Source organism: Streptomyces sp. NPDC029122, from assembly GCF_055569445.1.
Map to the genome: position 1 here is coordinate 123,971 of NZ_JBVHWK010000005.1, position 11,446 is coordinate 135,416.

11 protein-coding genes and 1 riboswitch are annotated in these 11,446 nt (G+C 73.6%); of the genes, 7 read left to right on the forward strand and 4 right to left on the reverse strand.

Translation table 11 applies throughout. The features are described 5' to 3' along the window. The first annotated feature begins 6 nt into the window (after positions 1-6). Entirely contained in the window at positions 7-432 is a 426-nt protein-coding gene (locus ACZ4WZ_RS08710; RefSeq protein WP_467886932.1) for an RICIN domain-containing protein, read from the forward strand. A 24-nt stretch (positions 433-456) separates the two neighbouring features. Here the strand turns inward: ACZ4WZ_RS08710 and ACZ4WZ_RS08715 are convergent, their stop codons facing one another. Continuing rightward, complete coding sequence (locus ACZ4WZ_RS08715; RefSeq protein ID WP_467886935.1) at positions 457-762, reverse strand: 4a-hydroxytetrahydrobiopterin dehydratase; 306 nt, start codon at positions 760-762, stop codon at positions 457-459. A 190-nt stretch (positions 763-952) separates the two neighbouring features. Between ACZ4WZ_RS08715 and ACZ4WZ_RS08720 the strand changes: the two genes are divergently transcribed. Both ACZ4WZ_RS08720 and ACZ4WZ_RS08725 read left to right on the forward strand, forming a co-directional pair. After that, a complete protein-coding gene (locus tag ACZ4WZ_RS08720; protein WP_467886938.1) occupies positions 953-2,791 on the forward strand; it encodes a hydroxysqualene dehydroxylase in 1,839 nt (612 codons plus the stop codon). A 34-nt stretch (positions 2,792-2,825) separates the two neighbouring features. Beyond that, the gene (locus tag ACZ4WZ_RS08725; protein ID WP_467886941.1) at positions 2,826-3,629 is read left to right on the forward strand and encodes a helix-turn-helix domain-containing protein; all 804 of its coding nucleotides are present in this window, start codon (positions 2,826-2,828) and stop codon (positions 3,627-3,629) included. On the opposite strand, the gene ACZ4WZ_RS08730 is transcribed toward ACZ4WZ_RS08725, so the two are convergent. Next, positions 3,615-4,040, reverse strand: a complete 426-nt coding sequence (locus ACZ4WZ_RS08730; RefSeq protein ID WP_467886943.1) for a hypothetical protein — start codon at positions 4,038-4,040, stop codon at positions 3,615-3,617. The genes ACZ4WZ_RS08725 and ACZ4WZ_RS08730 overlap by 15 nt on opposite strands. Before the next feature lie 443 nt (positions 4,041-4,483). On the opposite strand from ACZ4WZ_RS08730, the gene ACZ4WZ_RS08735 reads away from it, so the two are divergent. Both ACZ4WZ_RS08735 and ACZ4WZ_RS08740 read left to right on the forward strand, forming a co-directional pair. Further along, entirely contained in the window at positions 4,484-5,050 is a 567-nt protein-coding gene (locus tag ACZ4WZ_RS08735; protein ID WP_467886946.1) for a toxin-antitoxin system, toxin component, read from the forward strand. A 118-nt stretch (positions 5,051-5,168) separates the two neighbouring features. Further along, positions 5,169-6,386 (forward strand): MAB_1171c family putative transporter, encoded by a 1,218-nt coding sequence (locus ACZ4WZ_RS08740; RefSeq protein ID WP_467886949.1) that lies wholly within the window; start codon positions 5,169-5,171, stop codon positions 6,384-6,386. Here the strand turns inward: ACZ4WZ_RS08740 and ACZ4WZ_RS08745 are convergent. Further along, positions 6,383-7,642, reverse strand: a complete 1,260-nt coding sequence (locus ACZ4WZ_RS08745) for an NADH:flavin oxidoreductase/NADH oxidase family protein (RefSeq protein ID WP_467886951.1) — start codon at positions 7,640-7,642, stop codon at positions 6,383-6,385. The two genes, ACZ4WZ_RS08740 and ACZ4WZ_RS08745, sit on opposite strands and share 4 nt — an antisense overlap. A 61-nt stretch (positions 7,643-7,703) precedes the next feature. Next, on the reverse strand, positions 7,704-8,549 hold the full coding sequence (locus ACZ4WZ_RS08750) for a bifunctional 5,10-methylenetetrahydrofolate dehydrogenase/5,10-methenyltetrahydrofolate cyclohydrolase (RefSeq protein ID WP_467887387.1): 846 nt from the start codon (positions 8,547-8,549) through the stop codon (positions 7,704-7,706). A gap of 60 nt (positions 8,550-8,609) precedes the next feature. Beyond that, positions 8,610-8,711: riboswitch (ZMP/ZTP riboswitch) on the reverse strand. Positions 8,712-8,768: 57 nt separating this feature from the next. Between ACZ4WZ_RS08750 and ACZ4WZ_RS08755 the strand changes: the two genes are divergently transcribed. Both ACZ4WZ_RS08755 and ACZ4WZ_RS08760 read left to right on the forward strand, forming a co-directional pair. Beyond that, positions 8,769-9,530, forward strand: coding sequence for a methyltransferase domain-containing protein (locus tag ACZ4WZ_RS08755; RefSeq protein WP_467886954.1), 762 nt, complete (start codon positions 8,769-8,771; stop codon positions 9,528-9,530). A 214-nt stretch (positions 9,531-9,744) separates the two neighbouring features. Then, positions 9,745-11,331, forward strand: coding sequence for an RNA polymerase sigma factor (locus ACZ4WZ_RS08760; RefSeq protein ID WP_467886956.1), 1,587 nt, complete (start codon positions 9,745-9,747; stop codon positions 11,329-11,331). Positions 11,332-11,446 lie beyond the last annotated feature (115 nt).

Here is an 11,446-nt window from a genome sequence, read left to right on the forward strand (position 1 = left end):
GCGCGCGTGAACCTTCCGGACGGGATCTACCGGATCCGCAACGTGGACAGCGGGCTGGTGCTCCAGCTCGAGGGCGCCTCCCGGGTACGGGTGGGCCCCGACGGGCCGCCCGCCCCGGCGGCGGCCCGCCGGTGGCGGATCTCCGCCGTGCACAGCGGCGGCGGGGTCTTCCACGTGGTGAGCGAGGACAACGGCCGGCGCCTGGACGTGGCGAACGCCTCGACCGAGAGCGGAGCCCGCGTACAGGTGTGGCGCGCCAACGCCTTCGGCGCGCAGGAGTGGCTCGTGGAGGAGCACCTGGACGATCCGGGGGTGGTGTCCCTGATCGCGTGCATCAGCGGGCTGCCGCTGGAGGCCGACGGCGAGGGCCGGACCCGGCAGGGCGAGGACACCGACTCGCCCTCCCAGTGGTGGCGGCTGGAACCCGTCTGACGCGCGCCGGGGCGTGGGGCGGCGTCAGCCGGCGCCGTGGGCCGGGGCGAGGGCCTCGACCCGTTCGGCGAGGCCGAAGTCCTTCTCCGTGACCACGCCTCCGGCGTCGTGACTGTTCACGGAGAGGCGGACGGTGTTGTAGCCGAGGGTGAGCTCGGAGTGGTGGTTCAGCTCGTCCTGGACCACGGCGATGTGGACGACGAAGGCGGTCGCGGCCCGGTGCGTGCCCACGCGGTACGTGCGCTCGATCCGGTCGTCCTCGTAGGTCCATCCGGGGAGTTCCCGGAGCCGGTCCTCGATCTCCTTCTGCGAAAGCGGCTCGCTCGGCATCCGCTGTCCCCTTCCCGGTCGTCCTGGCCGTTCTCCTGTGATGTGCGGTCAGTTTTCCACGACGCGCGCCGTGGTGAACCTTTCCCGCCATAGTGCGCCCGGGTGCTTCCTCACGCTTCCGCGCCCCGGCCGGCCGCCCTATGCTCCAGCGCCGGACCAAGCATTACCACCGGTAACAAGGAGGCGGGGCATGGCCGGTACGGACGGCGTGAGCAACACGGAGGGCACGGACGGCACGGAGGGTGCGGAGGGCACGGGGAGCTCCAGGCGCACGTTCATCGCGGGCGCGGCGGCCGCCGCGGGCACCCTCCCGGCCCTGGGGGCCCTCGCGGCACCGGCCGCCGCGGCCCCCGGCCCGCCGGCGGCGCACCGGCGGGCGGTCGCCGTCCTCGGGGGCGGGGTGGCCGGGCTGACGGCCGCGCACGAGCTGGCGGAACGCGGCTACGCCGTCACGGTGTACGAGCGCCGGGCCCTGGGCGGCAAGGCCCGCAGCATGGACGTGCCCGGCAGCGCCCGGGGCGGCCGCAGGCCCCTGCCGGCCGAGCACGGCTTCCGCTTCATCCCGGGGATCTACCACAACCTCCCGGACACCATGCGGCGGATCCCCTTCCCCGGCAACGCCAACGGCGTGTGGGACAACCTGGTGGCCCCGCCCGAGATGATGTTCGCCCGGGCCGCCGGACGCGAGGACCTGCGCGCGCCCATCCCCTGGCCCGGCCACTCCCCCGCCGAGCTGACGCCGGAGGAGCTGCGGCGCGCCCTGACCGGCATCCTGGAGTCCCTGGTACGGCTGCCCGCGCACGAGACGGCGTACTTCGTCAACCGGGTGCTGGTCTTCCTCACCAGCTGTGACGAGCGCCGCGACGAGGTGTGGGAGCGCACCCCGTGGTGGGAGTTCACCCGGGCCGCGCGGATGTCGGCCGAGTACCAGCGCATCCTGGCCGTCGGCATCACCCGCAACATCGTCGCCACCAAGGCCGAGGAGGCCTCGACCCGAACCGTCGGCACCCTCGGGGAGGCCTTCGTCTGCAACGCGCTCGGCCGCGGCGCGGACGGCCCGCCGGACCGGATCCTGAACCTCCCCACCAACGAGGCGTGGATCGACCCCTGGGAGCGGCACCTGCGCTCCCTCGGCGTGGAGTTCCGGATCGGCTGGACCGTCCAGGAGGTCCGGTACGGGGACGGCCGCGTGAGCGGGGTCGCGGTCCTGGACCCCGACGGGGCCCGGCGGACCGTCACCGCCGACCACTACGTCAGCGCCCTGCCCGTGGAGCACGCCCGCCGCACCTGGAGCGCGGCGCTGCGGGCCGCCGACCCGATGCTGGGGCGCTGCGACCGGCTGCGGACCGACTGGATGACCGGCATCCAGTTCTACCTGACCGAGCGCGCCCCGCTGGTCCACGGACACTTCAACTGCGTCGACTCGCCCTGGTCGTTGACGGCGATCCAGCAGGCCGCGCACTGGCCGGCCCGCGACTTCCCGGCCGACTACGGCGACGGCACGGCCGTGGACTGCCTGTCGGTGGACATCTCCGAGTGGGACAAGCCCGGGATCCTGTACGGGAAGACGGCCAAGCAGTGCACCCGGGAGGAGGTGGCCCGCGAGGTGTGGGCACAGCTGAAGGCCTCCCTCAACGACACCGGGCGGACCCTGCTGGCCGACCGCACCCTGCACTCGTGGTTCCTGGACCCGGGCGTGGACGGCCTTGGCACCCCGCGACCCACCAACCAGGACGAGCTGCTGATCCACCCGACCGGCACCTTCCACGACCGGCCGAGCGCGGACACCCGCGTCCCCAACTTCTTCCTCAGCGGCGACTACGTGGCCGTCGACATCGACCTGGCGACGATGGAGGGCGCGAACGCCTCGGCCCGTGCCGCCGTCAACGCCCTGCTGGACCGGGACGGTTCGACGGCCGCACGGTGCGCGGTCATCCCCCGCTACCGGCCCCCGGAGCTGGAGTCCGCGAAACGGCACGACCTGTGGCGCTACCGTCTCGGCCTGCGGAACGTCTTCGACCTGGGCTGACCGGAGCGGCGCCGGCCGGGTTACCGTCGTGGTCATGAGCATCACCGCCTCCACCACGCCCACGCTCGGCGCCCTGCTGCGGACATGGCGGGAGCGGCGCGGGGTCAGCCAGCTGGAGCTGGCGGGCCGCGCCGGCTCCTCGTCCCGTCACATCAGCTTCATCGAGACCGGGCGGTCCCGGCCGAGCGAGGAGATGGTGCTGCGGCTCGCCGAGCGGCTCGACGTACCCGTGCGGGAACGCAACGCGCTGCTGCTCGCCGCGGGTTACGCCCCGCACTACCCGCACACCGCGCTCGACGACCCCGCCATGGACACCCTGCGCGAGGGCGTCCAGCGGCTGCTGACCGGTTACGAGCCCTACCCGGCGCTGGTCGTCGACGCCGTGTACGACGTGGTGGCCGCCAACCGGGGCATCGGAATGCTCCTGGACGGGCTGCCGGAACACCTGCTGACCCCGCCGCTGAACGCCATGCGGATCACCCTCCACCCGGAGGGCCTCGCCCCGCGGATCCACAACCTCGGGCAGTGGCGCGCGCACCTGCTGGCGCAGATGGAGCGGCAGATCGCGCTGGCCCGCTCCGCGCCGCTGCGCGCGCTGTACGAGGAGGTGTCCGCCTACCCCGTGCCGGAACGCCCGGGCGGCGGTGAACCGGACGAGCACGTCCCGTACATCGCGCTCCCGATGGTGATCGAGCACGACGGACACCTGCTGTCCTTCGTGTCCTCGATCGCGACCTTCAACACGCCGATGGACGTGACCGTCGCCGAGCTGGCGATCGAGACCTTCCTCCCGGCCGACCCGGCGACGGTGAAGTACCTGCGCTCACTGGGCCCCTGAGCCGGCCGAGCGCAGCGCCAGCTGCTGGAGGAGCGCGAAGGAGGCGACGGTGAGCGCCTGCGCCGGGATCCACACCGCGCCGGCCGCGGTCGGCGAGAACCAGGCGGCGAGCGAGACCAGACTGAGCGCGGCCCAGACGTAGTTGGCCTCGATGACGAACTTCACCGGGAAGACCGGCGGACGGCGGCGCGAGGCCAGCCAGGCGACTCCGGCGCCGAAGGCGGTGAGGAAGAGGCCGAGTCCGAGGAGGGTGCTCTGGCCGACGCCGAGGAGCCGGCCGAGCGGGGCCGGGAAGACGGCGTAGGCAAGGCCGTTGCCGGTGGTGACGACCGCGTCGAGGGCGAGGAAGCGGCGCAGCATGGTCTGCGGGACGGTGGTGCGGGCGATGCTGCCGAGCAGGGTCGCGGACATGGCGGATCAGCCTCCATCGGGGGTCGGACGTGCTGGTGGGGACGGGTCCCGGAGCCGAGTGCGCGGCCCCGGAACCCGATGACCCCACTGTGCCGCCGGGCCCGGCCGGGGTCGATTACCTCCGGGGTCATGGCAGTGTCCGCGCCTCACCCGCGCCTCACCCGCGCCTCGCCCGCGCCTCGCCCGCGCGGAACGCGGGCCGTGCCGGCGGCGAGTGCGGGGGACGCGGTGGTTGGGGGCGGGGCAGGCGGTTAGGCTTCACCGCACCGAGCCACCGGGCCGAACGCCTCGCCGCCCAACGGAGAACCTCCCGGTGCGAGCCGCCGACCGACCCGGCGGGCGGTGCCGGGCCCGCCGCGCGGCGGTGCCGGCAGGCCTGACCGGTGGTCCCGGGCCGGAGCCGCGGGCCGTGCGCCCGACCGTACCGCCGAGGGGGAAGCGCCATGAGGACCACACGGAGCATGCGGAAGCTCGGCGCCGACCTGCTGGCGGAAGCCCGGCTCACGGCCCCCGCCGGGGTCGCCGAGATCATCGGGGGCCTGTGCGCGGCCTTCGGGCGGCGCCGTCGCGGCGGCCGGCCGGTGGACTTCCGCTTCGCCCCGTTCCCGCCGGAAACGGCCAGCGGGCTGTGGCTGGAGCTGGAGGAACGCGACCTGGTCGTCGTGGAGGCCCGCACCCGGCCCGAGCACCAGCTGGTCATCGCCTGCCACGAGCTGTGGCACATCGAGGAGGGCGCCTGCGACGGCCACGGCCCCGGCATGGCGGTGGCCGCCCGCCTGACGGGCCCCCGCGGCAGCCTCACGGACCTGCTGCGCCCGGACTCCGCACTGGACTCGGTGGTCCGTCAGGCGGCCGCCCGCGCCGACCGGGAGGACCCGGCCGAGATCCGGGCCGAGACCTTCGGCCTGCACCTCGGCAAGATCCTGAAGCCCTTCCTGCCCCCGCCCCGGCAGCAGCCCTCCTCCGAGGAGATCGAACGCATCAAGTCCTCCCTCGGCTGGGGCCGTTGACCGCGTCCGGTCGACGCCCGGAGCCCCACCGGCTCCGCCCTCGCCGCACACTCCGAAGGAAAGCACCGCGCATGCCCCCCGCTTCCCCCCGCGGCCGTGCCGCCGCCCCCGCCCCCGCTTGCGTGCCGGCCGCCGGTACCGGGACCCCCGGCCGCTCGCGGTGAAGGACGGCCTGCCCCTCTACCTGGCGGGGACGGTGATGGTGCTGGCCCTGCTGATCAAGGCCCCGGCCCTGCGCCGGGGCTGGGACCAGCCGCTGATGCGGGCCGTGTGCGCGCTGCTGGTGGCCGGCTGCCTGCTCACCTTCCTGGCGGCCCCGCCGTCCCTCGCGGCGGTCAACCGGATCACCGGCGTCGTCAACTTCGCCGCCCCGCTGGTGTACGGCGTACTGACCGCCTTCTCGGGTGCCTCCATCGTGCTGATCCTGCACTGGGCGGGAGGTCCGGCGGCGGAGCTGCGGCGCGCGACCTGGGCGACGGTCGGGGTGTTCGGCGCGGTCACCGTGCTGATCGCGGCCCTGTTCGTGATCGGGGACGCGCCCGTGGAGCGGCTGCGGGACCTGGACACGTACTACGCGAACACCCCGTGGCTGCGCGAGATGATCGTCTGCTACCTGCTGGCGCACACCGCCGGCAGCGCCGCGCTGAGCGTGCTGTGCCTGAAGTGGATGCTGCGGGTCGATCGCGCGCTGCGGCCGCTGCGGACCGGGCTGGCGCTGCTCACGCTGGGCGGGGTGCTGGACCTCGGGTACCTCGTCGCGAAGTGGGCGGCGGTGGGCGCCCGCTGGGCGGGCCACGACTGGGACGGCCTGTCCACGTACGTGGCCCCGCCGCTCGCCTCGGCGGCGGCGCTGCTGGTGGGCACCGGGTTCATCGTCCCGATGGCCGGCGGTTCGGCCGTCTGGCGGGACTTCAGCCAGTACCGGCGGCTGCGCCCGCTGTGGAGGGCCCTGCGCGGGTTCGCGCACCGCGGCGTGACGCCGGTCCCGCTGACCTGGTGGTCGCCGGTCGGGATCCGGCTGATCCACCGGGAGTCGGTGATCGACGACGGGCTGCTGGCCCTCGCGAGCTGGTTCGACCCCGCCGTACGGTCGGCCGCCTACGGGGCCGCGCGCCGCCGGGGCCTGACGGAGGCGGAAGCCTCCGTGGTAGCGGACGCGGCCATGCTCGCCGCCGCCTGCCGGGCACGGGCCGCCGCCGAGCGGGCGGGCGACCCCGGTACGGGCTCCGCGGAACCCGCCCCGTACCGCCTCGACGGCCAGCCCCTGGCCGCACTGGCCCGGGAGTTCCGCGGCTCCCCGATCGTGGAGGCGGCCCGCCGGGGGACGCTCGGCTAGGCCGTCCCCCGCGGCGTGCCGCACGCCGGCTCGCGCGAGAGCCAAGCCCCGTACGCGCGGACCCTGCGCCGGTGCCGGAGGTTGTCCGCGGTGAGGATCCAGCGGGGGGAGACCCGTGCGCGGGGTTCGAGCCCGTGGGCCAGCCGGTCCAGCTGGAAGCGTACGAGGGCCAGCGTGCCGGCGGCCGCCAGGCTCCGGTCGCGCCATGCGAGCCGGGGCACGTCCACCCGCGCGTCCTCGCCCGCGCGCCAGCGCCGGGGCAGGTCGGGGCACAGGGCGAGGGCGGAGGCCATGCCGACGACGGCGACGCCCCGGGCCAGGGCCATCTCGGCCGTGGCGCGGCGGGTGATGCCGCCGGTCAGCATCAGCGGCACGGCCGCCGTCCCCAGCAGGTGTTCCGCGAGGGAGAGGAAGTAGGCCTCCCGTTCCAGGATCCGCTGGTCCGTGGTGTGGCCCATGCTGGCGGGGCTCTCGACGGTCCCGCCGGAGAGCTCGACCAGGTCGACGCCGAGGCCGTCGAGGGCCGCGATGACGTGGGCGGCCTCCTCGGTGTCGAAGCCCCCGCGCTGGAAGTCGGCGGCGTTCAGCTTCACCCCGATCGCGAAGCCCGTCGAGACGCCGGCGCGGACGGCGCCGACGGTCTCCGTGAGCATCCGTACGCGGTTGTCGAGGCTGCCGCCCCAGCGGTCGGTGCGCCGGTTGACGAGCGGGGAGAGGAACTGGCTGAGCAGGTAGCCGTGCGCGGCGTGGATCTGCACCCCGTGGAAGCCCGCCTCCTCGGCCCGCCGGGCGGTGAGGGCGAAGCGGGCGATCGTCGCGCCGATGTCGGCCTCGGTCATGGCGGTGGGGTGGGCGAAGCGCTTGGTGTGCCTGCCGAGGCGGATGGGGACGGCGGAGGGGGCCCATGCGGTGCCGGGCATGTCGGAGCCGACCTGGCGGCCGGGGTGGTTGATCTGCATCCAGACCCGGGCGTCGCCGGACGTCGCGGCGTCGGCCCAGCGGCGGAAGGGCTCCAGCGGGGAGCGCTCGTCGAGGACGACGGTGCCCGGCGAGGTCAGGGCCCGCCGGTCGACCATCACGTTGCCGGTGATGACCAGTCCGGCGCCGCCCCGCGCCCAGCGGGCGTACAGCCGCTCCAGGCGGGCGTCGGGGAGCTGGCCGGGCTGGGCGGCGAAGCTCTCCTCCATGGCGGCCTTGGCGAGACGGTTGGGGAGGGTGGTGCCGCCGGGAAGGTCCAGCGGTGCGAACAGGTCCATCCGGGTCCCCCCATGCTCGTGGCGCGGCCGTCACGCGGGGCCGCGCCACAAGATGATCGCCTCAGAGGTCCGCGAGGTCCAGTCCGGCCTGGGCCGCGGCGGCCCGGACGGTCTGCTCCAGCAGCACCGCGATGGTCATCGGGCCGACGCCGCCGGGCACCGGGGTGATCAGGGAGGCGCGGGCGGCGGCCGACTCGAAGTGGACGTCTCCGATGTTGCCCTCGTTGTACCCGGCGTCGAGGACGACCGCGCCGGGCTTGATGTCCTCGCCGCGGATGAACTCGGCCTTGCCGACCGCGGCGACCAGGACGTCCGCCTGGCGCACGATCGAGGACAGGTCGCGGGTGCGGGAGTGGCAGTAGGTGACGGTGGCGTTCTTCTCCAGCAGCAGCATCCCGGCGGGCTTGCCCAGGATCGCGCTGCGGCCGACGACGACGGCGTGCTTCCCGGTGAGGTCCACCCCGTACTCCTCCAGCAGGCGCATGATGCCGCCGGGGGTGCAGGAGACGAAGCCGGGCAGGCCGAAGCCCATGGCGGCGAAGGAGTGCATCGTCACACCGTCGACGTCCTTGCCGGGGGCGATGGCCTCGAAGGCGGCGCGCTCGTCGATGTGGTGCGGGACGGGGTGCTGGAGCAGGATGCCGCTGATCTCCGGGTCCTCGGAGAGGGCGGTGATCGTGGCGACGAGCTCCTCGGTGGTGGTCGCGGCCGGCAGCTCCACGTGGCGGGAGGTGATCCCGGCCTTGGCGCAACGGTTCTGCTTCATCCGTACGTAGGTGACGGACGCGGGGTCCTCGCCGACGAGGACGGTGGCCAGGCAGGGAGCGGTACCGGTGCGCTCGGTGATCTTCGCCGCGAGGGCGGCGGTCCGCTCCGAGACGCGGCGGGCGAGGGCGGTGCCGTCCATGAGCTGGGCGGTGGAGGTGGGGGCAGTCGTCACGGGGTCTCCTGAACGTCGCTGCGGATCGCGGTTCGCCCAGGCGCGCGGCAGACGGCGTACGGCCCCGAGGGCCCACACCGGGCCGCTCCCCGGTGGTGATCCACCCGAACGCCAGTCACGGCCCGGTGCCCACTGTAGTCGACATATCCGGTGGAAGAGCGGGGGCCGACCTGGGACGATCGGGACATGAAGCGCACGTTCGACCATCTCGTCGCCGAGGCCGGGTCCGTCTCGGTCGACGGCTGGGACTTCTCCTGGCTCGACGGCCGGGCCACCGAGCAGCGGCCCTCCTGGGGCTACCAGCGCCTGCTGGGCGAGCGCCTGGGACAGGTCGGCTCCGTCCTGGACATCCAGACCGGCGGGGGCGAGGTCCTCGCCGGAGCGGGCCCGCTGCCCCCGCTGACGGCGGCCACGGAGTCCTGGCCGCCGAACCTCCGGAAGGCGACCCGGCTGCTGCACCCGCTGGGCGCGGTGGTGGTGGCGGACACCGACGAGCCGCCGCTGCCCTTCGGTGACGAGGCCTTCGAGCTGGTCGTCAGCCGGCACCCGGTGACCGTCTGGTGGGACGAGATCGCCCGGGTGCTGGTGCCGGGTGGTACCTACCTCTCGCAGCAGGTGGGTCCGGCCAGCGTCTTCGAGCTCGTCGAGTACTTCCTCGGCCCGCAGCCGGAGGAGGTCCGCCGCGCCCGCCATCCCGACGACGCGGCCGCCGACGCCGAGAGGGCGGGTCTGGAAGTGGTCGACCTGCGCTCCGAGCGGCTGCGGACGGAGTTCCACGACATCGGGGCCGTGATCTACTTCCTGCGGAAGGTGATCTGGATGGTGCCCGGCTTCACGGTCGGGCAGTACCGGGAGCGGCTGCGCGAGCTCCACGAACGGATCGAATGCGAAGGTCCGTTCGTCGCGCACACCGCCCGTTTCCTCATCGAAGCCCGCAAGAAGGGGTGACCGGGAGGGCCGACGGATCCCCGCCGGATCGGTTGCGCGGGCACAGCGTGGCGCAGGTCACTCAATTCAGCGCGTAACGAATCGACTCGGGCAGGCGATGAACCGACAGGTGTCCTCGCGCGGCCCCGGAATACAGACCCGCTTCGGTCTGTTTCCCGAGTCCGCGCGATGATGTCCCGCCCACTCCTTATCTGTTCGCAACGAGAGGCTCCTTGTGTCGCTCAGCCCGTCCCGTACGTTCCCTCCGGAGATCGCCGAATCCGAGGCCCTGGTCGCGCTCGTCGAGCGCGGCCGCGAGCAGGGTCACATCAACGGTGACGATGTCCGCCAGGCCTTCGAGGCCGGCCGCATCCCGGTGGACCAGTGGAAGCGGGTCCTGCGCAGCCTGAACCAGGTCCTGGACGAGGAGGGTGTCGCCCTCCACGTCAGCGCCGCCCCCGCCACCAAGGCTGCTGCCAAGAAGCCCCGCAAGGCAGCCGCCGCCCCGGCCCGCACCGTGACGAAGAAGGCGGTCGCCGCACCGCGTCCCATCGGCGCGCGCAAGGCCTCCGCCACCGCTCCCGCCCCGGCCGCCGCCGCGGCGATATCCGCTCCGTCGGCCGCCGCTTCGCAGGAGGTGTCGGCCGAGGCCGCCGCCGAGCCCAAGAAGCGCGCGGTCAAGAAGACCGCCGCCAAGAAGGCCACGGCCACCAAGAAGACCGCCGCCTCGAAGAAGGCCGGCGCCAAGGACGCCGACGACGCCGAGACCCCGGTCGTCGAGGGTGAGGACTGGGCCGTCGAGGACCTCGCCGACGACACCGAGGAGGAGGCGCCCAAGGCGGCCGGCCAGGGCTTCGTGCTGTCCGACGACGACGAGGACGACGCCCCGGCGCAGACGGTCATGGTGGCCGGTGCCACCGCCGACCCGGTCAAGGACTACCTGAAGCTGATCGGCAAGGTGCCGCTCCTCAACGCCGAGCAGGAGGTCGAGCTCGCCAAGCGCATCGAGGCGGGTCTGTTCTCCGAGTACAAGCTCGAAGAGGAGGAGGACCACAAGCCCGCCTTCAAGCGCGAGCTGGAGATCCTCGTCGAGGACGGCCGCCGTGCCAAGAACCACCTGCTGGAGGCCAACCTCCGCCTCGTGGTCTCGCTGGCCAAGCGCTACACCGGCCGCGGCATGCTCTTCCTTGACCTGATCCAGGAGGGCAACGTCGGTCTGATCCGCGCGGTGGAGAAGTTCGACTACACCAAGGGCTTCAAGTTCTCCACGTACGCGACCTGGTGGATCCGGCAGGCGATCACGCGCGCCATGGCCGACCAGTCGCGCACCATCCGCATCCCCGTCCACATGGTCGAGATCATCAACAAGCTCGCCCGTGTGCAGCGCCAGATGCTCCAGGACCTGGGCCGCGAGCCCACCCCGGAGGAGCTGGGCAAGGAACTCGACATGACCCCCGAGAAGGTCATCGAGGTCCAGAAGTACGGCCGCGAGCCGATCTCCCTGCACACCCCGCTGGGCGAGGAGGGCGACAGCGAGTTCGGTGACCTCATCGAGGACTCCGAGGCGGTCGTCCCGGCCGACGCCGTGTCCTTCACCTTCCTCCAGGAGCAGCTGCAGTCGATCCTGGGCACGCTCTCCGAGCGTGAGGCCGGCGTGGTCTCCATGCGCTACGGCCTCAACGACGGCCAGCCGAAGACGCTGGACGAGATCGGCCGTGTGTACGGGGTCACCCGTGAGCGCATCCGCCAGATCGAGTCGAAGACCATGTCGAAGCTGCGCCACCCGTCGCGTTCGCAGGTGCTGCGCGACTACCTGGACTGAGCCGCTCCCGGTACCGCACACACCGGAGGGGGGGGGGGGGGGGGGGGGGGGGGGGGGGTTTTTCTGGGGGCGGGGGGGGGGGGGGAGGGGGGGGGGGGAGGGGGGGGGGGGGAGT